This is a genomic window from Pedobacter sp. (assembly GCF_965227205.1).
Taxonomy (GTDB): domain Bacteria; phylum Bacteroidota; class Bacteroidia; order Sphingobacteriales; family Sphingobacteriaceae; genus Pedobacter.
In genome coordinates this window covers 4,306,935-4,332,360 of the sequence record NZ_OZ245727.1, presented here as the reverse complement: position 1 = coordinate 4,332,360, position 25,426 = coordinate 4,306,935, and the positions used below count along the sequence as shown (strand labels likewise).

15 protein-coding genes are annotated in these 25,426 nt (G+C 36.2%); all 15 read right to left on the bottom strand.

Translation table 11 applies throughout. The features are described 5' to 3' along the window. Nucleotides 1–2 precede the first annotated feature (2 nt). The gene (gene feoB, locus ACO05K_RS18760) at nucleotides 3–2,111 is read right to left on the bottom strand and encodes a ferrous iron transport protein B (RefSeq protein WP_421945939.1); all 2,109 of its coding nucleotides are present in this window, start codon (nucleotides 2,109–2,111) and stop codon (nucleotides 3–5) included. Nucleotides 2,112–2,122: 11 nt separating this feature from the next. Beyond that, the gene (locus ACO05K_RS18755) at nucleotides 2,123–2,338 is read right to left on the bottom strand and encodes a FeoA family protein (protein ID WP_421945938.1); all 216 of its coding nucleotides are present in this window, start codon (nucleotides 2,336–2,338) and stop codon (nucleotides 2,123–2,125) included. A gap of 141 nt (nucleotides 2,339–2,479) precedes the next feature. Then, entirely contained in the window at nucleotides 2,480–5,236 is a 2,757-nt protein-coding gene (locus ACO05K_RS18750) for an outer membrane beta-barrel protein (protein WP_421945937.1), read from the bottom strand. Nucleotides 5,237–5,370: 134 nt separating this feature from the next. Further along, nucleotides 5,371–8,190 (bottom strand): outer membrane beta-barrel protein, encoded by a 2,820-nt coding sequence (locus ACO05K_RS18745; RefSeq protein WP_421945936.1) that lies wholly within the window; start codon nucleotides 8,188–8,190, stop codon nucleotides 5,371–5,373. 246 nt (nucleotides 8,191–8,436) lie between these two features. Beyond that, nucleotides 8,437–8,835, bottom strand: a complete 399-nt coding sequence (locus ACO05K_RS18740) for a VanZ family protein (protein WP_421945935.1) — start codon at nucleotides 8,833–8,835, stop codon at nucleotides 8,437–8,439. A 10-nt stretch (nucleotides 8,836–8,845) separates the two neighbouring features. Continuing rightward, nucleotides 8,846–9,226 (bottom strand): glycine cleavage system protein GcvH, encoded by a 381-nt coding sequence (gene gcvH, locus ACO05K_RS18735; protein ID WP_421945934.1) that lies wholly within the window; start codon nucleotides 9,224–9,226, stop codon nucleotides 8,846–8,848. 174 nt (nucleotides 9,227–9,400) lie between these two features. Continuing rightward, on the bottom strand, nucleotides 9,401–10,027 hold the full coding sequence (locus ACO05K_RS18730) for a hypothetical protein (protein WP_421945933.1): 627 nt from the start codon (nucleotides 10,025–10,027) through the stop codon (nucleotides 9,401–9,403). Nucleotides 10,028–10,088: 61 nt separating this feature from the next. After that, nucleotides 10,089–17,291: a cell surface protein SprA gene (gene sprA, locus ACO05K_RS18725; RefSeq protein WP_421945932.1), complete on the bottom strand. Its 7,203-nt coding sequence runs from the start codon at nucleotides 17,289–17,291 to the stop codon at nucleotides 10,089–10,091. Nucleotides 17,292–17,302: 11 nt separating this feature from the next. Beyond that, the gene (ruvA, locus tag ACO05K_RS18720) at nucleotides 17,303–17,887 is read right to left on the bottom strand and encodes a Holliday junction branch migration protein RuvA (RefSeq protein ID WP_421945931.1); all 585 of its coding nucleotides are present in this window, start codon (nucleotides 17,885–17,887) and stop codon (nucleotides 17,303–17,305) included. Between the two features lie 62 nt (nucleotides 17,888–17,949). Beyond that, nucleotides 17,950–20,283, bottom strand: a complete 2,334-nt coding sequence (locus tag ACO05K_RS18715) for an NADP-dependent malic enzyme (protein ID WP_421945930.1) — start codon at nucleotides 20,281–20,283, stop codon at nucleotides 17,950–17,952. Nucleotides 20,284–20,558: 275 nt separating this feature from the next. Beyond that, nucleotides 20,559–21,962: a transglycosylase SLT domain-containing protein gene (locus ACO05K_RS18710; RefSeq protein ID WP_421945929.1), complete on the bottom strand. Its 1,404-nt coding sequence runs from the start codon at nucleotides 21,960–21,962 to the stop codon at nucleotides 20,559–20,561. Between the two features lie 110 nt (nucleotides 21,963–22,072). Next, the gene (gene gatA / locus ACO05K_RS18705) at nucleotides 22,073–23,491 is read right to left on the bottom strand and encodes an Asp-tRNA(Asn)/Glu-tRNA(Gln) amidotransferase subunit GatA (RefSeq protein ID WP_421945928.1); all 1,419 of its coding nucleotides are present in this window, start codon (nucleotides 23,489–23,491) and stop codon (nucleotides 22,073–22,075) included. Between the two features lie 15 nt (nucleotides 23,492–23,506). Continuing rightward, nucleotides 23,507–23,707 (bottom strand): Sec-independent protein translocase subunit TatA/TatB, encoded by a 201-nt coding sequence (locus ACO05K_RS18700; protein ID WP_029287719.1) that lies wholly within the window; start codon nucleotides 23,705–23,707, stop codon nucleotides 23,507–23,509. 11 nt (nucleotides 23,708–23,718) lie between these two features. Continuing rightward, the gene (locus ACO05K_RS18695; RefSeq protein WP_421945927.1) at nucleotides 23,719–24,087 is read right to left on the bottom strand and encodes a Sec-independent protein translocase subunit TatA/TatB; all 369 of its coding nucleotides are present in this window, start codon (nucleotides 24,085–24,087) and stop codon (nucleotides 23,719–23,721) included. A 43-nt stretch (nucleotides 24,088–24,130) separates the two neighbouring features. After that, the gene (locus ACO05K_RS18690; RefSeq protein ID WP_421945926.1) at nucleotides 24,131–25,426 is read right to left on the bottom strand and encodes a murein hydrolase activator EnvC family protein; all 1,296 of its coding nucleotides are present in this window, start codon (nucleotides 25,424–25,426) and stop codon (nucleotides 24,131–24,133) included.

The window sequence follows — 25,426 nt, the reverse complement described above, 5'->3', positions numbered from 1 at the left end:
AATTATTTTAATAATTGATAAGCAATCAAAGCTGCAAAATACGCCATAGCCGTCATGTAAGCCAACTGTATTACTGGCCATTTCCAGCCTTTGGTTTCGCGGTACACGATTGCTACGGTACTCATGCACTGCATGGCGAATGCATAAAATAACATAAGTGATATACCTGTTGCGAACGAATATACGGGTAAGCCTGTACGACTGTTAACGGATGCAGACATGCGCTCTCTGATTGTTGAGGTATCTTCATCGCCACCATCTACACTGTAAATTGTTGCCATTGTGCCTACGAATGCTTCACGAGCAGCAAAAGAAGTAATTAAGCCAATTCCAATTTTCCAGTCGTAACCTAAAGGACGAATTGCAGGCTCTATCCAATGACCCAAAATACCAACGTAAGAGTTTTCTAGTTTTTCTGTAGCAATTAGCGTTTCGATATGTGCTGTATTTTTTGTGGTATCGCTTAATGCAGATTGATATTTATTTTCGATTTCCTCAAAACGATTTCCTGGTCCGAAAGATGCCAAAACCCATAGAATTATTGAAATTGCAATGATGACCTTACCCGCTTCGAAAACAAAGGTTTTGGATTTCTCATACATGGTAAACAGTACGTTTTTCCATCGAGGCATGCGGTAAATGGGCAGTTCCATGATGAAATATGCTCTTTCTTTGGTTTTGATGATGAACTTCATTACCCAGGCAACAAGTACCGCAGCAACCAAACCAACAAGATACATTACCATTAATGCTAAACCTTGCAGGCTGAAAACGCCTAAAACGGTTTTGGCAGGAATGATTAAGGATATGATTAAAATATAAACCGGTAGCCTTGCAGAGCAACTAATTAAGGGCGTTACCATAATGGTTATCATCCTATCTTTCCAGTTTTCGATATTTCTGGCCGCCATAATGGAAGGAACAGCGCAGGCTAAACTGCCAATCATTGGTACAACAGACTTACCATTTAAGCCAACTTTGCTCATTACTTTATCCATCATAAAGGTAACTCTTGCCATGTAACCTGTATCTTCTAAAATAGAAATGAAAGCGAATAGGATAGCAATTTGTGGTATAAAAACAAAGATTCCACCTAAACCTGCAACAACACCATCTAATAGTAAATCAGTTAACATTCCTGCGGGAAGGTATTCGTGACCTAGCTCGGTAATTGCTCCAAATGCACCTTCAATTAAATCCATTGGGTATGATGACCAGGCAAAGATTGCATTGAAAATTACAAAAAGGATTAAAAGGAAGATTCCAAAACCCCAGATTTTATGGGTTAAAATTGAATCGAGTTTATCGCTAAAAGTATATTTCTTAGCAATTCCATTATCGGTAACAACACCAGCAAGCAAGGTGTTTAAGTGTTTGTAGCGGGCAATGGTTTCTGCTGCCTGAACTTTCGAAGATTCGAATTGATGTGATACTTCAATTTGCTCAATTTCTTCTTGTTCTTGCTCCGTAAAAAACTTTAAATATTCATGCTGATGCAAAACCTGCAAAGCGTAGTAATCGTTATCAGAATTAAGCTTTGATTTTATTGCATTGATTGCCTCTGGAGCCAAAATATTAACATCAACATCCTGAAGCTGTGTTGCAACTTTATTGGTGTTTGCAATTGCCTGCTTTAATTTATCAATTCCAATATTATTACGGGCAGAAATTGAAACCACCTGAACACCTAGTTTTTGCGAAAGCTTATTCAAATCGATATCGATGCCTTGCTTCTCAGATAAATCTATCATGTTTAAAGCCAGAATCATTGGTATTCCTAAATCAGCAACCTGAGAATACAACAGTAAATTTCGCTTTAGGTTAGAAGCATCTGCTATCAAAACAACAACATCAGGAAATGCTTTGTTGGTTTTATCGGCTAATACCTGAAAAACAATACTTTCATCTGCACTTTTTGGATATAAACTGTAGGTTCCGGGCAAATCGATTATTTCTGCTTCGCTCCCATTTCCAAGTTTTGTGTAACCTGTCTTTTTATCGACAGTTATACCCGGAAAATTTCCAATTTTTTGATTTAACCCTGTTAAACGGTTAAATAGTGTAGATTTACCTGTATTGGGATTACCAACTAACGCAACTTTAATATCCAAACCAGCTTATTTTATTGAATGATAATGACATCGGCCTCGCTCTTACGTAAGCAAAGCTGATAACCAGCAACGCGAATCGCCATCGGATCTCCTAGCGGAGCAAAGCGTTCAACTTCGACAACTTCGCCAGGCAAACAGCCCATTTCCATTAATTTTACAGAAAGATCTAAATCTGTAAATGATGTAATAGTACCTTTTTCACCGACTTTTAATTGTGAAAGTTTCATTTGAATCTGTTGTTATTTGTTTGCCAGATATTAACTGACAGCTTCATTGCTAATTGGTCGCAATTTAGCCTTTCTTTAGATTTATTCCAAATAAGACCGTAACAATCGTGTGCTTTAAATTAATCCGTGACGATATTCTGATTAATTTCTACGCCCTCCAGAACCACCACGATTACCTCCACCGTTTCTCTGATCACGCATCATATTCATATTTTTTCCGCCCATGCGATTAAGTGCATAAGTAAAAGAAAACATAAAATAGCGTTTTAAAACATTGTAGCTAACATCCTGGATGGTATTGTTATTAGCTGTTCTGGTTATGCCTTGATTTTGGTTTAACAAATCATTTACCGCAGCCTTAAGCGTACCTCTGTTTTTGAACATAAGCTTGCTTATGTAAGAGTTTATCAAAGTGAAATGCGTATCAAAACCTTCTCCTCTACCCGTGTTCTGATTGTAGTCCGCATCGATGTTCCAGCGGATATCGCCAGGGAAAAGGTAACTCACACTTACATTCGGACTAAAAGTATAAAACCTTGTATTTGAGTTTGGCTGCACTGAATATGTTGCTCTATTAACAGAACCATTTATACCCGCTGTTAAATCCAGTTTATCTAAATTAGAAACCAAGCGGTATCCATTAGTTATTCCCCAACTGTTCGTAATATTTTTTAGTGAATTGGTGAAGTTTACATCCCGATCATAGTTCCCACCAATATTAATGTGAAAATTCAATTTGTTCTCCGGTAAAAATGGCAAACCTAAAGATGATGAAATACTACCAGAATAAGTTCCATTTACGTTAACAGGCAAGATAGCAAGTTTACCTTGGTCAATACCGCTTTGAATTAAACTGCTGCTGTTCGCAATTCTGTTTAAGGTTTGCGTTAGATTCAAATTAACAAAAAGCGACCTATTTTTACCAACCGTAAATGTGTTGTAGGCTATGCGGAGATTATTATTAAACTCAGGTTTTAAATCGGGGTTACCAACAGGAATACTTTGCGTATTTGTATTATTCGGAATTGGCTGTAATTGTTGAATGGTTGGCTGATTTGTTGAACCTCTATAATTAATTACCAAACGTTTGCTGTTGCTAAAGTTATAGCGATACATTGCCGATGGTGTATAATTAAATACATTTTGCTTTAATGTAAAACCTTGAGTTAAATTATCATTGGTTCTATCTGTATTTTGCACCGCCATGCCCAAATTCCAGTTGTACTTTTTACCATTGCCGTTAAAGCTGAAACCTGCCGTATTGGTTAAAATCGTATTCTCGTAAGAATTACTATAGGTTAAATCTAAAATATCGTATTGTAATGTTGCCGGATTAAAATTATAAGTAAATCTATCAGATGTATTGTGGTTATAGCTATTCTGATAGTTCAACTCCAGATTTAATGTTTTAGATATTGGTTCGGTGTAAACAACCCTTGTGTTCTGATTGATAGATTCAGTTGTTTGATCGTTAAGCTGATTGGTAATTTTTTGGGTGGTTACGCCTGCATTAGTTGTATTATCAACAATGTTGTTGTAGTTATCAGCATCGTTATTATTAATGCTTGTATTTAAGTTTAAAGAAAGCGTTCTACCTCTACGCTTAAATTTTCTCCTCAATAAAATATTATTATTAATGGATGGGGAAGTATTTTTATTATTTAAAGACTGCGTTCCATTGGTAGTGTAAGTACTGTAATCTCGTGTGTAAGTGCTATTATTTGAGCTTTCATTATTCGTGTAGCTAATCGTAGGTTGGATTCTCAACGAGGTTAAAGAGTCTATTTTAGTATCAACCATAAAATTTAACCGATGATTTAATCGATTTGACGTATTGTTCTGGTTGTTGTTAAAAATAGTGGTTATATCACCTAAAAGATTTTGTGTTACGCTATTCCGAAGAACGAGATTTTCGGTTTTATTGAAAAAGTAACTTGCATTAATTTGGGTTTGATCGGAATAAGTATCGGCAAAATTGAAACCCATTGCATTTGTAGTGGTAATACCTGTTCCTCTACCACCTGCGCCACCGTTACCGCCCAAACCACCGCCAAAATTCTGCTTGTTTACATTATTGAATTGAGCTATCAAACTCATCTGTTGGTCTTGGTTAAAACGATTGATATTTGCATTTGCGTCGTATCTATAATCCGAACCGTACCCAATACTAGTGTTTCCGAAATAACCATTTTTCTTATTTTTTCTGGTCGTGATGTTTATAATCTTCGTCCGGGTTCCATCATCAACGCCGGTAAACTGAGCCTGATCGGATAGTTGATCAATAATCTGTATTTTATCAACCATATCTGCCGGAAGATTTTTTGTAGCCAGCAACGGATCGTTGCCAAAAAATTCCTTTCCATCAACCATAACTTTTGTAATGGTTTCGCCCTGTGCTTTTACTGCACCAGCTTTATCTACTTCAACACCAGGAAGTTTTTTTAGCAAATCTTCAACTACTGCGTTTTCTACAGTTTTAAAAGAGCTTGCATTAAATTCTAATGTATCCTTTTTAACTACGATTGGTGGTACTTCGGCTTTAATTTCTACCGTTTGCAAATCAATGGCACTACCATCTAAAATAAGGTCACCCAAGGCAACATCACTTCTGTCAGCAGTAATGGTAAAATCTTTATTATTATTTTTAAGTCCGATAAAAGCAGCGTAGACTTTATAATTACCTGGCTGAAGATTTTTAAAAGCGAATTTACCATCGGCACTTGTTGTACCAGAAGCAACAGTACTAGAATCTTTAAGGTTTTTAATTACGATTGAGGCATAATCTAATGGTTTTTTGTCTTTAGATTGAACAACCCGACCACTTACAGTTCCGGTTTTTTGCTGAGCAAACGTAGATAGACATAAAAAAAGTAAAAGGCAGGTAAAAAATATTTTCATTTGGTTAACGAGTAGCTATATTTTAGAGACTACCAACCTACCAAAAGGTTTGTTTTGCAAGAAGTAACAAATGGAATACAAAAAAAGCCTATCGCTTAAAAAACGATAGGCCTCTATAAATGTCGGATTAAATATTAAAATCTCATGCGTGGTGCACCACCGCCAACTCCTGGCATTTGCACATCATTACCAATGTTTCTGCCACCAATTCGGGTTAGCGAATACGTAAATGAGAACATGTAATAACGTTTTAATACATTATAGTTTAAATCGGTAATTGTATTTGCTGTTGCAGTACGACTAATACCTTGATTTTGGTTTAAAGCATCATTTACAGCAACTTTAAATGTACCACGGTTTTTGAAAAACTGGCGGCTGATGTAAGCATTAACCAAAGTAAAATCAGTATTAAAACCTTCTCCTCTACCCGTGTTTTTCATGTAATCTAAATCAACCGCTAAACGGATATTTCCAGGAAAAAGATAAGAAACATCAAAACTTGGATTTAAAGTAAAGAACCTTGTATTAGAATTCGGAGTTGCAGAATACGTTGCTCTTGTAACTGTACCTCCAATGCCTGCCGTTAAATCAAGCTTATCTAAATTGGTTACAAATCTGTAATTGTTATTTAAACTCCAGTTATTGGTAATATTCTCTATTCCGCTTGTAATGTTTGTTCCTTTGGAATAATTACCACTTAACGTTGCATTTAAGTTTAACTTATTGTTTGGAAGAATTGGTTGACCTAATACAACGTTTGCATTACCGCTATAGTTTCCATCAACATTGATATAAGTTGAAGCAATTTTACCATAATTAATATCTGCAGGATTTGTAATAACCGATTGGCTTGAAGCAAAAGCATTAAACGTTTGTGTTAAGTTTAAAAACACTGCGAAGAAGCGCATTTTAGCGAAAGCGAAATTGTTATATCGAACACTTAAAGTATTGTTAAATGCAGGCTTTAAATCAGGATTACCTAAAATAACCGATTGCGTATTGGTATTATCCGGAATAGGCTGAATCTGATCAATTGTTGGCTGAGCAGTTGTTCCTCTATAGTTAATAAATAATCTTTTACTGTTACTGAAATTATACCTAAACTGTGCTGATGGTGTAAGATTAATAAAGTTTTGAGTAAAAACCACACCAGTTGTTAAGTTGGTATTCTCTCTGTTAGTTTGTTGTCCGGCAACACCAATATTCCAGTTATATTTTTTCTGTGTTACAGTATAACTTACACCTGCTGCATTTGTTAACGTTTGATTTTCGTAATGATTTGAATACGTATTATCAACTAAATCGAAATTGCCCGTAAACGTATTAAAATTAAAAATGTTTCTGTCAGATGTACTGTTATTAATACCGTTTTGATAATTCAATTCTAAACTGGTTGTTTTAGATAATGGCTCTGTATAAACAACTCTTGTAGTATTAGTAATATTATGGCTACTTAAATCGTTAAGCTGATTTGTTAGCTTTTGAGTTGTATTACCGTTAACTGTACTGTTTTCTAAGATATAGTTGATGTTATCAGAATCGCTATCGTTAATTGCTGTATTGATGTTTAATGATAAAGTTCGTCCTCTGCGTTTAAACTTTTTACGAACCAAGATATTATTGCTGATAACCGGTGTTGAATTATCTGTTGTGAAATTCTGATTACCTATCGTATTTGTGATTCCACTAGCGATAACATTATTTCTATTATAATTTTGAAGGCTTAACCCACTATTTTCTGTGTAAGCAACATTTGGTTGAATTTTGATACTTGTTGTAGAATCTAATTTTGTATCAATCATAAAATTAAATCTATGATTCGTTCTATCGCTGTTACTGTTTAAATAATTGTTTACGTTCTGCGAAGAATTACCCAATAAAGTCTGTGTATTACTTGTTTGCTCATTAAATACAGAAGATTTGTTGAAGAAATAACTACCCTGAATCTGAGTACCGTCTTTATAGGTATCGCCGAAGTTTAAACCAGCAGCATTTGTAGTAGTAATACCGCCACCACCTGACGAATTACCACCTCCGCCAAAATTAAAACCACGGCCACCACCGCCGCCGCCACCGAAACCATTTCCCTGACCGCCGCCGCCACCAAAGTTTTGTTTATTTACGTTGTTAAACTGCCCGATGAAACTGAACTGTTGGTCGTTATCGAATTTATTTACGTTTAAACTTGCATCATAACGGTCGTTAGTTCCATAACCCAAAGTGCTATTTCCAAAGTAACCTTTTTTCATTCCACTTTTGGTCGTAATGTTTAAGATTTTGCTTCTCGAACCATCATCAACACCTGTAAATTGTGCCTGCTCAGATAATTCGTCAATTACCTGGATTTTATCAACCATATCTGCCGGAAGATTTTTAGTAGCCAATAATGGGTCGCTACCGAAAAACTCTTTTCCATCTACCTTAACTCTAGTTACAGTTTCACCACCAGCTTTAATGCTACCGTCTTTTGCAACCTCAACACCCGGAAGTTTTTTCAAAACATCTTCTACCACAGCGTTTTCACGCACTTTGATAGATTTTGCATCGTATTCTAAAGTATCTTTCTTTACAACTACAGTTGGAACCTGAGCCGTAACGTTTACATCGTTAAGATTTAAACCATCATCATCCATTGCAATATCGCCAACATTTACTGCTGCTTTTGCTACAGTAATATTTTTATTAGTGGTTTTTAAACCTAAAAATGCGGCTATAACTCTATAATTACCTGCAGGTATGTTTTTAAAAGAGAAAGTACCATCAGGATTTGATTGACCAGAAGCTACTATAGACGAGTCTTTTAAACTTTTAACTGCAATAGTTGCATAGTCTACAGGTTTTTTATCTTTAGCATTGATAACCCTACCGTTAATCGCTCCGCCATTTTGCGCCTGAGCATAGTATCCACAAAAAACAAGAACAAGAAATATTGCTCTTCGAACGTAAATTTTCATCAAAATTTGAATATAATTAATACAAAACTATGCTATCAGACTAAGGGATTGCTGAAAGGTTTGTTAAGGTGTGTTAAAAACATGGTAACATTTTAAATACAGCAAAAAAAGCACATGCTAAATCGCGGTGTTAAATGTTATTTGTTTTGGGATGGATATGACTTGTAATACACTTTAGGGCAATTACAGTTCTTTTTAAAAATGCTGCAACCACTTAATGTAATTACTATAAATAAGCAGATTAAACTAATTGGTTTTTTCATTAAAATTTAATTTATGCAATAAAACATAACTAAACACAGCCATAAAACAGCCTAACATATCGCTTGTAAAATCCCACCATTCGGCAGAGCGATAAGTAAAAACTTTCCATTGCAATAACTCAATTCCGCCACCAATTATTGCATTAATCAGTATTATTTTAAAAATTGTTAAGGTTCTGAAACCAAAACTGTGTTGATAATTGATTTTTCCGTAAAACAACAGAACAGATAAAATGTAAAAGAAACCCAAGTGAGCCATTTTATCAAATCCTGTAAAGAAAAAACCAGCTCCTTCTTTCTCCGGAAGGTGGATATTACAAAGCACTAAAGTCACAACTGTCCATAAAATGGCCCATTTTTGTGTTTTTAGTGCTTTGAACAATGTTGTCGAATTAGGCGCCAACTAATGCTTGATAAGCTTCTGCTGTAAGTAAAGCGTCTACATCTGCAGCATTTGATAACGAAACTTTCACCATCCAGCCTTTACCGTATGGGTCAGAATTTACCAATTCAGGATTATCGTTTAATTCAGCGTTAACTTCTAAAACTGTACCTGCAATTGGCATAAATAAATCAGAAACGGTTTTAACAGCCTCAACAGTACCAAAAACTTCTTCAGCAGCTACTTCAGTACCAACACTATTGATATCAACATAAACGATATCACCTAGTTCACGCTGTGCAAAATCAGTAATACCGATATATGCTTCGTTTCCTTCTACTTTAACCCATTCGTGGTCTTTAGTATATTTTAATTCTGATGGAAAATTCATTTGTATAATTATTTGTTTATCAATAAGTTTTGTTAGTTACAGTAACAATCAAATCGATTTACTGGTATTTTATCACCCGCAGCGATTTGTTAGGCTCAAAAATACATATTAGTTTGATGAAAGCAATATTAGGAGGTAACATTAAAATGATATTGCCAATCTATTTGAGCAAGTTTATTCCTTAAATACATTATAAAACATACTTGTTAATTTAATTGCCGCTTGTCTTCCTTTCCTACCAGGACAGAACTTCTCGTAATCATGAAGCGCATAGAAGTTTAAGGGCTTAATCGAGGTTTTGGTTACTAACAAGATATAAATTCCACCTGCATCGTCAATTGTCATTACTCCTTTGCCCTTGACTAGTGGGCATCCCTCTCCGTCAATAGCATCATCATTGATTTTCCAAGGCCTAAGTTTTATGACTTGTTTCCATATTAGTCTAAGGGAATCTGGAGATTTATCAACAACTCTGAAAAATCTATTGATTGATACTGATTCCCTCCAAAATTCATTATAATGATTACCATAAATTGCCCTCGCCATTGCTTTAGGTAGAGTGCTATTTATTTTGAGAGTGTATTTTGGCTGCTTATAATCGTATATATTTATTGTATCGCCCTTCTTACTTAAGAACTGTATTTTTGGATCTCTAGACCAAACGCTGGGATACTGTAATATAATCGTAGTATCTGCTAACCTTTGCATTGTTTTTACAATCCCGCTATCTTCATTTTGAATTTGAGAGAATGCAGATGAGCTTAAACATGCAATTAAAATTATAAGTGGAAATTGTTTCATGCAATCAGGATGACGAAAGTATATTTATTCCACAATCAGTTCTCTACCTTTCAACAATAATTTAATTCAAAGTAAACCTCAAGCTAAAACCAAAATTACTAAACGATGTATTAAACGTTTGTGATGTGTAAGGTTTGGTGATGTTTGAATCGTAAAATAACCTGATGTTAAACTTTTGGTTTAACACATAATCAACACTTGGTCTTAACGTAATATTCTTTGCTCCTGAAGAAACTTCGGTTTGCGCTACTTCCTGGTTATTTCCATCAGCAACTGTTCTGTAAATAACTGTTTTATTATCTCTAATGGCAACATCAAGTTTGAAATCCATGTTGTTATCCATCTTCAAGCTTTTAAACCATCCAAAAGGAAAACGGAATTTATTGGTACGATAACCAAAGCCTACAACAACATTATTTTCTGAAAGTTGCGCCAACTGACTGTTAGATAAACTTAAACCCAATAAGCGAGAACGGTTTAATTCGATGTTGGCGGTTATGTTATTTTTTAAACGGGTATCAATTCCTATTAATGGCGAAAAGTATTCTGAAACCGTAACCTGGGCAAACTGAAATTGTGGCAAAAAGTTATTGTTTGCATCTCTGGTGCTAACAAAACCATTATTTTCTTGATAGCGAAGTAATGAATTGTAACCATTAATATTGTACGCAGAACGATAGCCATGTTTTAAATCAACAGATGAAAATCTATCTGCAATAAAAGGAATTTTTGTAAGTCCGTTGTAGGTTAAACTCCAGTTTGGAAGCGGAATTTTAGGGAAAGAACTCAATTTTGAATTACTTGCATCTTTACCAGAATAAGCGGCTAAGAATGCGGCAATAACAACATCCTGACTTTCCTTACCATAACCATCAGCATAACCATTTGTGCTGCCAACTGAGTTTGGATTTTGACCACCTAAACGTCTTGACATTACAATACGGTTTGAAATAAACCTGTTATATAATGTAGAAATTGTGCTAGCGTTATTCTCTTTGAAAGCTGTTCCTATCGCGATATAAGAAATGCTGTAGTCTCCAGTTGTAATTGCGCTTAAATTTTCGAATGAAGCTACACTTGCAACATACCTGAAATTAGTAGAAAAGTTTCTGGTTTGCGCCCGGTTCGCCCTCAACGTGATTCTTAAATCTTTAATTGGTTCAATTTGACTCGTTAACTGAAAATCTTCACGAAGTGTGTTTATATACTGCTGCGTTTGGAGCGTATCTGTTGTTAACCAACCGTTGTTCAGTGCCATATCTCTAATGTCTCGCTGACTTCCAAATACAAAACCTAAACCTGGTGCTCCGGTAACATTATCAATTCCCAAATATCTGGTTCTTGGTAAATAACCCGGTAAAAATGTACCTTTTGTTTGTACATAGTTTAGGTTAACATTTTTTATACTGGTTAAAAGGTTGATAAAAAATTTCTTTGCACCTGCGCCTTCTTCGCTATTATTCGCATTGCGGATAAAACCAAATTTACTGTAAAGGCCATTCAAATTAAATGTTGGATTGACCTGAATGTTTCTGCTATTTTGAACGGTATTTCCCAAATTAATATTCGGATCGTTCAAGGTTGCCAAAGGTTCGGTTTGCCAGTTAAAGTTTGTACCATATTTTGTTAATAAAGTTACCCAGTTTAAGCCAGGAATTTTGTTAATCGGCACAGCATAAGTTACATTTAGGTTGTGGTTATAATCTGTAGTTCTGCCCAAACGTTTTAAATTCTGCCAAACAGTATCACGCTTTAAACCTTCAATTCTGCCGTCAGGTTCATCAATTATCGAATAATTTGTTGCGTTAAAATCGAGTTGTAATGAACGGGTTAAATTCCAGGCAATTCCGTACAAACGGCTCATTCTAAAATTTTTATTGAAAGTTGTACCATATCCATTCTGTAGTAATGGAATGGTATTATTCGGGTCGTTATTTCTCAGTGTATTTTCTGAATATAACCTATCAACGTCTACACGGAAATTTATAGCACTTGGTAAAATACTAAAATTGAAATCTTTCAATATTGAAAGCATATTGGACTTTATAATTTTTTCGAAAGGCGCATAACTTTTAGATTCCTTTGAATAACTATACTGTAACGAACCTCTATAATTATTCTGAATACTGCTCTGATTTATAAAATCGCGATGATCATATTGTGTGTAGGCATAACTCGCAGAGAAATTTTCAATATCCCAAAGGCGAACTGGTTTTGTATTATTGGTTCGTTCTTTTCTAACATTTGTAAAATTTATACCTCGCCTAACGGTATAATCTTGAGAGAAATTTAATATCGAATCTTTTTGTTCTTTAGTGGCCTGATCTAATGCATTTTTCAGTTCAATATCTGGTGTTTTTGGATTAAACTGAGGCGTTGCAACCTGCTTAGAATAACTTACAAACATTGGTATTTTTACACCCGATTTTTGAGGTAAAAACTTGCCCAGTTCTACAGCAGAAGAAACATCAAGCAAAACATTATCTGCTCTGTTTCTTTCACTTACGCGAGAATCAATAGATCCAAAGCCAATTGTAGATTTACTTCCGGAAATATTTACATCTGCAAAATCAGCTAGTTTTAAGTTCAATCTGGCAGTTGCCGCCCAACCTCCACGCTCATCAAATTCGGTTAAGCGCAACTCATTAAACCAAACCAAAACACTTTTATCCAAACCATCATCACTTTCCGGATTGGCTAAATTTCTCAGTGGATTTTTAACGCCCAACATGTAAATTCTAACCTTACTCATATCCGGTTGTCCTTTTACAATAATTGTTCTCACACCATCAGAATAAGTGAAAGGTGTATTTATTGGCCAAGGCTGTCCGTTGGGTTGTTTTGCAACATTACGGGCAAGTTTAGCATTTTGGAACAAGGTTAAATCAATATCCATTCGGTTTGCTTCAGGCCAGATTGCATCCGGATCAGAAGTTCCAGGCATTGTAATTTTTAGCGGAATATTATATTCGTAGTAGTTATCCTGATTATCTGTTCCAATTCTTAAGAAAGCCGAAACATCACCATCGTTTAAAATCTGATTGTTTATCGCCTCTGCGTGAACAAACATTTCCAAACGTTTATACGAACGGAAATCGCTGTAAGCAGTTTTAAATGCAGCACGTCCATAACCATCTCTTAATGTTTTTACGGTAACCGCTAATGATTGCTCATTTAAACGTGTATCTCCACGGTAATTGCTATAATCTCTTTCGCGGATAATTCCTGGTGGAGTAACGTAAGGAATTGGTGTGCGTCTTCCGTTTTCTTCAATATTCACTGTAGCAACTTCTACGGTCGAGTTATCCGGAGTCAACAATGGTAAACTCGGATCAACAATTACTTGATCAGCACCATTCTTGGTATTAAACTCACGCCATTCCCCACGGATTAACTGCAATTTTGCAAAACGCATAATTGTAGTATCGGCGAAATTGGTCATAAACATTCTGAAGAAACGAATCGATTTAAAATCCTGAATGTTACCAACTTTTTGCTGATAATCTCCAATTGGAACACGAAACTGATACCAGGTTACTGACTGAGTATTTCCATTTGCCAATCTTACGGATGAGGTAACTTTATCAGTAATATAATTCTGACCAACAACTAAATCTGCCGGACGCATAGAAACTTTGTATTGAAAATACTCATCGCTCTGCGTCATATTATTATCGCGATTAATATCTTCACCATCTGGTAACGAAGTTGAAGCAGAATTTTCTAAGCCAAGCTCTGCTTGCGATTGTTGTGAGGTTTTAGAGTTTCCTTCTGGTCCGTTGTATTTTTCGTAGCGTTTTAAAATACCGGCATTAATTTGATCTAAAGCCGGGCCACGGAAGTATGCATAATCATCTGATGATGGATCGGCATCCATAATAGCCGCAGCAGCCGGACTTAATTGTGCTTTAATTGCTGCAAGGGCATTTGCAAACTGTGTTCTTTCATTCTGGTTCGATAATCCATCCAAACCCACATCTTGTGCCCTACGTGCATCGGGATCGTTATCAAAAGCTTGTATTACGGGTTGCAATCTTGGAACTCGACCCCAATTGGTTACATCATATTTTGTAGGATCATCATTTGCAGGCAAACCATTTTCTAATGATTTTCGCCCATCTTTCAATATATCTTCAGAAATATTACCAAGGTTGAAATAGACATCTCCGCCTGCTGTATTGCTCTTATTATAGATGAAAGGGTCTAATACCCAAAATTCAATAAAACCTACGTTTAGTGCTTCAAAATCGTTGGTTTCTATTCTACGTTGGAAACCGCCCCAATTATTTCGTGGATTTAATAATGCTCCATCTCTGTTAAATCCCGTAGTTCGGAAATTGTAAGGACCACGAACCGTTGGGTAGTAAGCAACATCTAAAGTGGTAATATTTAAAGCCTGTCCGGTTGCTGTTTGTTTAAAAGGAAAAACTTCTTGCTCTATAACTTCACGCACATAATGATTGGAAAGCTCATTTCGGTTATTACGAATATTAGCAGGCGTTGTAGATGCCGCAGCATTGTAAAAAGTTGGGTCGATGTTGTAAAATGCAACTCTTGCCCTGTTGTAACCATATTCTAGGTTATCAATTAATTGAGATTCAGGAAAAAGTTGCGGCGTACCAGAAAGCTGCCAGGAAATTGCACCTTTTAAATCAATGATAGATCTCGATGCTTCAAAATCATCAAGATAACTTACTCCATTTCTACTTCCGGCAAAGTTTAAAGCCCTCGGATGGCCAGGAATTAATTGAGCATACTCACCATAAAAAGTAACACTCGATGGCGCTTTGGTAGAAATTAATGGAATCTTATCTACAAGCTTGGTTAAAAATCTCGAAGGTGAACTATAATTAATATCTGCGCCCCAAATGGTATTTGAAATTGGTTCTTCGCCCAGATTAACCTTTTGTGTTAAAGGTTTTTCGGTAAGATTCATTATCGTACCGCCTAAATTCAGCTTGTTATTAACCTTATAATCTAACCTTGTACCAAATAAAGAACGTTGTTGTAAACCGAAAAGCTCATTGTTTTCTGTTGTAATTCTTATCGGCTGACCAGAAATTAAAAGTGCCTGATTGATAATACTTACCCGACCACCCTGATAATCGACTGTAAAATCAACACCTTCTACCAATGGCATTGTTCCGGCAAAAACCTTAACCGAACCTTCGGGAACATTTATCGCATTTAAACTAAATTCTGATGAAACATCAGATTGATAATGACCTTTTAGAACGTAACGATTTTTATCCTGAAATAACTGCTTAGCAATGATTTGCGTTGAATCATACAAAGCGGTGTAAGTATATTTATCAATTAGGGCTTGCTCTCCTGGTGCAAACTTAGCCGCTAAATCTTTTCCAAATGGCTCAATAACCGGAAAAATAATTCGCCCATTAGCAGGATCTATTGTGATGTAACCTGTATTGGTATTATTAAGCAAAGCTGATAATCCGGTTCCTGTTAAATTAGAACCAAAGGTTGAGCTATTATTTGCAGTGTAGGCATTTGTTGCCGAACCGAAAGCATTATTTGCAGGCACAAAATCGAAGACACCATCCGATTTTCGTTCATTCTGAGGATTTAACCTATCAAACTCTGTTAAATTGATCCATTGTTTATTAGCCGTATTTTGTCCTTCGGTCATTACCGGACTTTCAACACCACTCTGGTTATCAATCCTAAAAATATCTAACCTAAAATTCTGACTACTAATTTGATAACCACCAATAGAATAGATGTTTTTCATCATCAAATCCCAGGTTGGTAAGTTGATTTTAGTTGTTTCGTTCTTTAACAATTTGGCGTATAAAACCTTTGGATTTGTTCCATCAAAAGTAACATCGGTAGAAAATTCTCCCACCTGATATTCCACACCGTTATACGTATAGCGATAAGCAACTGCTAAAACTTCATCGCCATTTAAACCATTATTTAAGGAGATATAGCCAAGCTGAGGTTGAAAGGTAAACTCTCTGTCTGTTAGTTTCCTGGCGTAGATTAATTTTGCAAAGTTATCTGTACCTCCGTTAGCCTGAAAATAAGAAATTACGTCGTTTGAGTTTGTAAATCTAGCTCCAGCCGGAAGGTTTTGCAGCAAAGTATTTGATTGTTGTGTAAATCCGGTAGCTGTTGTTCCGGCAGGAAGTGCAGAACCTCCTCCAGTAATTTGTGCGGTGTTAAACGGAGCACTTTCCCCTAAGTCAATCAAACCCAAAACATCTCGCGAATCTGTTGTATTTCCGGCTTTATTGGTTATCCAAACCTCGATTTTTGTAATTTGTATTGGTGAGGTGATGATTGGAGCATTTGCTAAATTTTTATTGTAGGTATTTCTGAAATATTGAGAAAGGAAAAAGTGACGGTTGGCCTCATAATTATCTGCACCTACTCTAAAATCATTTGATTGCGCACCATTTGTAATTTTAATTTCTCTCGATTGAGATTTTTGCTGCGTGTAAACACTGGTAACATTTAATTTCCCAAACTGCAATTGCGTTTTTAAACCAAATAAAGCCTGTGTGCCAGAAATTAAACTGGTATTTAAAGGCAAGCTTACATTACCTGCTTCAATTTTTTTAATGATATCGTCTGGTCCGCCGGTGTAATCCAGTTTAATCTGATTTTCAAAATCAAACTGCGCCTCGGTGTTGTAATTACTCTTAATTTTTAATTTTGTTCCAATATTTCCAATCAGATCCATTTGAATTCTTTGATTGAAATCGAAATTGGTTTGAACCCTTTGTCGCTCATTAAACAAAGGATTTTCATTCCGATTTGTTCGTCCAAGAAAGGTAAGTTCTGCTTCGCCTCGGGGTTGAATATCGATAGTTGTACCACCAAATAATTTCTCGAATGCCTTGCTATTTACCTGTATTTGAGGAATAACGCCTGTATTTCTAAAATCACTCACCTCAGCATTAGAAATGCTTCTCCAGTTCCCTCGTTTAATTTCGCTATTTATCAATCGCTGATATTCATCGAGTGTTAAATATTGAGTGCTGGTTACGTATTTATCGCCAACTAAATCCTTTACAATGTACCGCTTGTTTTTAGCGTCAAACTCAACAACTCTTTTTAATCCATTTGGAAGTGGATAAAAAGGATTTGTACTAGGACTTAAGCCCAGTAATTGCTTTTCGCGAAGACTGAAATTATTTTTTAACAAGGCGGTATCCGCTTTGCCAGTAACAACTTGAGAAAAGCTGTTATTTACGGCAAATAGAAGTGGGATGAGAATTAATAGGGTAAATATTCTCTTCAAAGGCGGTTAGTCTATAAGTTCTTCAAGGCTTGTTTAATTAGCTGCTCTACCGAAAGCGTTCCTTCTGTTACTTTTAAAATCTGATCGATAGTTTTTTCGGCTGTTTGTTTGGCGAAACCGAGCATCACTAATGCTGATAACGCTTCATCTTTAACGGTATTGTGTTGAGGCATAGAAATTAATGAATCTACACCTTCCTTTTTTAATTTATCCTGCAACTCCAGAACAAGGCGTTGTGCAGTTTTGGCACCCAAACCTTTAATACGTTGAATTAAAGGGTAATCTGCATTAACAATTGCAGCCTGAATTTCTGTAGGCGTAATCGATGAAAGAATCATTCTCCCGGTATTCGGGCCAATGCCCGAAACAGAAATTAAATGCAAAAATAAACGGCGTTCGCCCTCATCAGCGAAGCCGTATAATGTGTGTCCATCTTCCTTAACATGCAGCCAGGTGTAAAGCTTACACCTTTCTGTAGCAGGAAGATTGCTGTATGTATTTAATGAGATATTAATATGAAAACCTATTCCTCCTGCTTCTATTACAACATAGGCAGGGTTTTTAAAGGTAAGTTTACCATCAATGTAGGCGTACATATTTGAGATTCCGGATTACAATTTTAGATTATTAATTTAAGCTTAATTACTGTTAAAAGCAATTAAGAAATTACTTTTTTTACTGCTGTTTTTGTAAAAAGACCTTTTCGCTTACCTATTCCCGCAGCTTCTTCTTTAGCTTGAGCATCAGCCACTGCAATGGTTACCATATTCACAATTTCTCGTACCGAACTACCAAGTTGTACAATATGAACAGGTTTGTTTAGGCCTAGTAAAATCGGACCAACGGCTTCTGCTCCACCAAGTTCTTGTAAGAGCTTATACGCAATATTACCTGCCTCAAGGTTAGGGAAAATTAGTGTATTTGCAGGTGCATCAGCCAATGTACTGAAAGGGAAATTATCCTTTAAAAGTTCGTTATTTATGGCAAAGTTTCCTTGCATTTCTCCATCAACAACTATTTCAGGATGGTCTTTATGCAATATGTTAACTGCTTTTCTTACTTTCTCTGGCGTTACACCATCGTTAGAACCAAAATTTGAGTAAGATAATAAGGCAACACGAGGTTTAATGTTAAACTGCTTAACAGATTTCTCTACAAGCAAAGTGATAGCAACAAGTTCCTCAGCTGTTGGGTCTACGTTTACAGTGGTATCTCCAAAAAACACAGGACCTTTTTTCGTCATCATCATGTACATACCTGCAACACGTTTTACAGATGGATCTACACCGATTACGTGAAGCGCAGGCTTAATCGTATCACCATAATTTTTGGTTAAACCAGAAATCATAGCATCGGCCTCACCAAACTCAACCATCGATGCACCGTAATAATTTCTATCTCTCAATAGTTTTGTAGCATCGCTTGCAGAAATCCCTTTACGTTGACGCTTTTTGTACAACGCATCAGCATATTGCTTGGTTTTAGCTGGGTTTTGCATCTGATCGATAATCTCAACACCATCTAATTCTAAGGCATGAGCATCTATAATACCTTGTATTTTTTCCCTGTTTCCTAATAAAATCGGAATTGCAATACCCTCATCTTTAACAATTTGAGCAGCCTTTAAAACTTTATAATTATCGGCCTCGGCAAAAACAACTCGTTTAGGATCTGATTTAGCTTTATTGGTGATGGCACGCATGATAACATCGTCCAAGCCTAAACGTTTTCTTAATTCTTCATGGTAAGCATCCCAATCGGTGATGTTTTTACGGGCTACGCCACTTTCTATTGCTGCTTTTGCTACAGCGATTGAAACTTCGGTAATTAACCTAAAATCTACTGGTTTTGGAATGATGTAATCTCTACCAAATTTAAGGTTACGAGCATTATATGCTAAATTAACCGCTTCTGGTACAGATTTTTTTGCAAGCTCAGCAATTGCCTTAACCGCAGCAATTTTCATTGCCTCGTTTATAGTTGTTGCACGAACATCTAAAGCGCCTCTAAAAATATAAGGGAAACCCAATACGTTATTAACCTGGTTAGGATAATCAGAACGACCAGTTGCCATAATGATATCTTTACGGGTTTTTACCGCAAGTTCATAGGCAATTTCGGGGTTTGGATTAGCCATTGCAAAAACAATCGGGTTTTTTGCCATACCAACCAACATTTCCGGTTGGATAACATTGCCTGCAGATAAACCGATGAAAACATCAGCACCTTTCATGGCATCGCCGATATTTTTAATGTCTTTGCGGGTAGTTGCGAAGCTCATTCGCATATCATCTAAATCGGTACGCTCGGTAGTAATTAAACCATTAATATCGAACATAACCAGATTTTCTGCTTTTACACCTAAAGACAGATACATTTTAGAGCATGAAACAGCTGCTGCACCAGCGCCGCTTACCACAACTTTAATTTTATCTATCTTTTTTTTCTGAATTTCAATTGCATTTAGCAATGCTGCACCAGAAATAATTGCTGTTCCGTGTTGGTCGTCATGCATTACAGGAATATTCATTTCCTCTTTTAAACGACGCTCAATTTCAAAACACTCAGGTGCTTTAATATCTTCGAGGTTTACACCTCCAAATGTTGGCTCTAAAGCTTTAACGATTTTTACAAAATCATCTACATTTTTGGTATCCAACTCTAAATCGAATACATCTATATCTGCAAAGATTTTAAATAACAAACCTTTACCTTCCATAACAGGTTTTCCTGCTTCCGGACCAATATCGCCCAAACCTAAAACGGCTGTACCATTACTAATTACAGCAACAAGATTTCCTTTTGCAGTATATTTATATACATCATCCGTGTTAGCGGCTATTTTTAAACAAGGCTCTGCAACACCTGGCGAATAAGCCAAAGTTAAATCGCGTTGCGAAGTTGTTGGTTTTGTAGGTACTACTTGTATTTTTCCTGGCCGCCCTTGCGAGTGGTAATCGAGCGCATCTTGCTTTCTATTGATATTACTCATTAAGTAACTTATTAGTGACGGCACAAAGGTACAATTCTTTTTATGAGGCTTAAAATAAAAAGGCTATTGAATAAAAAGAATGAGACTGTTGAATAGGTTAAAATCTACAGTTTAATTAAAGTATGTTGCAAAATTGCTGCTTCGGTCTTTCTTCGAGACTTGTTCGAAGCTTGTTCGAGAAAAGTACCATTTTCTCAAAGAAAGACCGAAGAAGGTTCGAACAAAAGCCTTGGAAAGTTATTTTTTCTTAAAAGCAAAAGAGATAAAATCCACTACTATCCTTTACTGATTTTCAGAACCATACCTGGTTGCAAACCTGCTTTGGCAAGCTGATTATCCTTGCGGATGCTTTGAACCGTAGCACCATTAAATTTTTCAGCAATCTCAGAAAGTGTATCTCCACGTTTAACAATATAAGTTAAGTAAGATGCCGGCGCTTTTAAGGCAACGGTTTTTTTAGCATAGATTTTAAGCTTTTGTCCAGGAACAATTGTTTTACTTTTTAAACCATTCCAAACCTTTAAATCCTGAACTTCTATACCATATTTATTGGCTACAGCAGTTAAATTCTGACCAGATATAACTTTATGATAAACAATAGCAGTTGATGTTGGAACAGTAACTTTCTTTTTTCGGAGTTCACGAACATCATCAGTACTTGCCTCAATAATTCGCATACTACCATCCGATTCATCATTATTAAGTACATCATAAAGGCCTGCCAAATCAGCACTCTTTAACTTTGGAAGAATTACACGTTTTGGTAAATCGGCTGTGCCGTTAACTATTTTTTTCTTGTACCAAGGATTTAGGGCAAATAATGCACTTTCATCCATATCTAAAACCTTTGCGATTGATTGTAAAGAAACAAAATGATTCACCTGCATCGTATCGGTTTTCAAAATCATATTGCTTGCCAACTCCGTAATTTGATGTTTACCAGAATAATTCATTACATAAACCGCAGCAATAAATGCCGGAACATAATTTCTCGTCTCCTTTGGTAAAAACTGACGTATCTCCCAAAAATCACGAGAACCTGCTTTGTCGATTGCCCGGTTAACATTCCCTTTTCCACAATTGTAAGCGGCAATAGCCAAAAGCCAATCGCCTAATTCTTCAAAGGCATCTCTAAAATAAGCTGCTGCTGCATAACTGGCTTGAATCGGATCTTTACGTTCATCAACATAATTATCCATTTTTAAACCATAAGCTTTACCAGTACCAAACATAAACTGCCAGATTCCGGTTGCACCAACTCTGGAAATGGCATGCGGATTCATTTGCGATTCAACAATTGTTAGGTATTTTACCTCCTGCGGGATATTATAATCTTTTAATGCCTTCTCAAAAATCGGGAAATAATAATCAGACAGTCCATGCATTTTGCCAAACATATCTTTACGTTTAACATAAATATCAATGTACTGCTGTACGTATTCGTTATGCGGAAGTGGAACTGTACGGGTTACAGAATCTAAACGAAGTTTATAAATATAATTCTGATTTAAAAGCAAAGGATTTTCTATCGCCAGCGGAACTGAAACCGTATCAGTATTGACGAAAACATTATTTTGCTTTTTATAAAGGCTGTCGGCTTTTAAAATTTGCTGTGCCGATGAAGTGGTAACAAATCCAATGAGAGCATAAATACAAGTAAAAAGTAATTTTTTAATCATGCGTTCTGGTTCAATATAAAACTAAATTGTTGCGCAATTAAGTGTGCTCAAAAACCATTAATAAAAAGATGCTGAACTGAATTCAGCATGACGATACGGAAAAATAATATCTATTTTAAAAATGCCTGAGAAAAAGCTAGTAAAGCTTCTTCTTCGAAATTCCTGGCTATAAACTGAATACTTAACGGTAAACCCTCATTATTATTGCCCAACGGCAAAGCGATAGCCGGATTACCACTCAACGAAGGTAAAACGGTAAAAATATCTGCCATATACATCACCAATGGATCTTGTAAATTATCGCCAATTTTAAATGGTGGCGTAGGTGCTACAGGAGATAAAATTAAATCATACTGTTGAAATAAATCATCAAGTTTTTCTCTGATTAATCTTCTTACCTGTTGTGCTTTCTGGTAATATGCATCGTAATAACCGGCACTTAAAACAAACGTTCCAAGTAAAATACGACGCTTAACTTCCTCACCAAATCCTTCAGAACGAGAAAACTTATATAAGTCAGTTAGTGATTTAGCTTCCTCATTGCGGTAGCCGTAATGTACGCCATCGTAACGCGAAAGATTGGAAGAAGCCTCTGCAGTTGTTAATATGTAATACGCCGGGACAAGATAATCAAGCAGATCAAAAGATACATATTCTACCTTATGCCCTTTTTGTTTTAAGTCTTCAATAGATTTTAATATTGAAGCCTTAATTTCAGGATCTAAAGCATCACTTTCTATCGTTTCTTTTAAAACGGCAATTTTTTGTTTTTTCTCGTTGATTAAAAGGCTTGAATAATCAGGAACTTCTAATGGAGAAACTGTGGAATCACTTTCATCAGCGCCTGCTAAAACCTGTAAAAGGATTGCGGCATCTTCTACTGATGAAGTTATTGGCCCAACCTGATCAAATGATGAAGCATAAGCGATTACACCATACCTTGAAATTCTGCCATAAGTTGGCTTTAAACCAATTTGTCCGCAAAAAGCGGCTGGTTGACGAACAGAACCACCTGTATCTGTCCCAAGTGCAGATAAACACATATCTGCCTGAACAGCTACTGCAGAACCGCCAGAAGAACCTCCAGGTACAAGTTCAGGATTTGCAGCATTTTTTACGGCTCCAAAATAGGAAGTTTCATTTGAACCGCCCATTGCAAATTCATCACAGTTTAAGCGACCAATAATTATCGCATCTTCTTGTAATAAACGTTGTACAACTGTAGAAGAATATGGAGAAACAAAGCCATCAAGCATTTTAGACGATGCCGTAACAACATGATCTTTATAGCAAATATTATCTTTTATACCGATAACCATGCCCGCAAGCTTACCTTGCGTACCTTCATCAATCTTTTGCTGTACTGCTTTCGCTTGTGCCTCTGCCGAATAAAAAAACACCTCATTAAATGCATTGAGGTGTTCGTTTGCTTTAATTTGCTTAAAATAATAAGCCAATAAATCGGGTAAAGTTAATTGCTTTTGCGAAATGAGCGTTTGTATCTCTTTAAGAGAGCTGTATTTCTTCAAAACTTAAAATTTGTGTTAAACGGTTTTGTCGCGGTTCGATGGATCAACTTGTTCTCCATCAACACCATCTTTACCATCTTTAAATTCTTTAACGCCTTTACCTAAGCCACGCATAAGTTCAGGAATTTTTTTACCACCAAATAATAAAAGTACCACTACCGCAATAATGATAATTTCTGGTGTGCCAAGCATTGCTGCTATTGTTGTATTTAACATAACTTTTTAGTTTAAACTTTTTGACTGTCTGTTACAATTTTTTCATCAATGGGAGTACTGCTAACAGAGGAATGATTGCTATCTGCACTTGCTTCAACTTTTTCATCAACAGAAGAATCATCAGTTGGGTGATGACGATGGCTGTGTGTATTTGTAGCATTTTGTTCTTCTTCTTTATCTAAATCCATTGCATTAATATTTCTATGGATTTCACGCTTTACGCCATCAGATGCATCTTTAAACTCTCTAATTCCTTTCCCTAAGCCTCTTGCTAATTCGGGTAATTTTTTACCTCCAAATAACAAAAGAACCACTACTAAAATGAGTACGATCTCAGATCCACCCATATTTAAAAACTCTAATAACGTGCCTTGATACATCACTAATCTATTTTATACAAATATAAACATTAATTGCCTATTGTTATTTACTAATCCAAGCTTCTGGATTTAAGTTGGTTTGCCCACGCATAATCTCAAAATGCAATTCTGCAACATCACCACTGTTTGCCAAAGTTCCGATTGCATCTCTGGTATCAACCTTATCGCCTTTTTTTACGCTTACTGTACGTAAGTTCTGATAAATAGTAAAGTAGTTACCATGTTTTATTACAACAACGTATTTACCATAAATTAAACTCACCAAAAATACTTCGCCATCAAATACAGCTCTTACAGCCGCACCCTCAGCTCCTGTTATGTTAACACCCTTATTATCCATACTAGCCTGGTCTACTTTATGTACTCCAAATCTTTCAGTAATGGTTCCTGAAACAGGATAAGGTAATCTTCCTCGGTTATTTTCAAAGCCTGCAGCCAATTTAGCAGAGCTTGCATCGTTTGTAAGTAATTCGTTGGTCGTTTTTTCTTTAACCGGAGCTACAGCAGCAGGAATTGGTTTGTTTTCAGCCTTTGCCTTCGCAATTGCTGCTGCTCTTGCAGCCGCTTCTTTTGCCGCAGCAACTCTTGCAGCTTCTGCTTCTTCACGCCTTCTTCGCTCAATCTCACGCTGAATAGCAGCGCTAATTGCTCGTTCTATCTGTGCTTGTTGTTTCTTACGAGTAACAATATCTTGCTTAAATTGGCGCTCTTGCTTGCTCAGTTGATTTAAAGCTGCCGATTGCTGGTTTTTATCTTTCCCTAAACGCTCACGCTCTCTTTCTTGCTCTTTTAAAAGCTCACTTTTTTCTCTTAAAGTCTTATCCAAAACCTTAATTTTTCCGTTTAATTCGGTTTGCGTATTTTCTATATAACCAGCTTGTTTTTTACGGTATTGACTAAATTGTTGCAAGTATTTAATTCGTTTGTAGGCCTGATTAAAATCTCTTGCAGCAAAAACGAACATCATTTTCTCGTAAGCATTTCTATTTCGTTGCGCAAAGCGAATCATCCCTGCATACTCTTTTTTTAGATCGCCAAGCTGACCTTGTAACGTATGTACGGTATTTGTATTCTGAGAGATTTGGTTATCGAGGTTTTTTATTTCCGAGTTGATGGTACCAATTTTATCCTGACGAAGCCTAATTTGAGCATTAATCGCATTGATTTGTTGCAACGTTAGTTTCTTGCCACTTGCAGCCTTATTTAGATTTTTTTGTAGCTGCTCAATTTCTCGCTGTATAGCTTCTTTTTTTCTCCTTAACTGGCTTTCAGTTTGTGCTGTAGCAGAAAGGGCAATAGTGCTTAAAAACAGGATGATTAGGAGTTTGTGTAGCTTCAT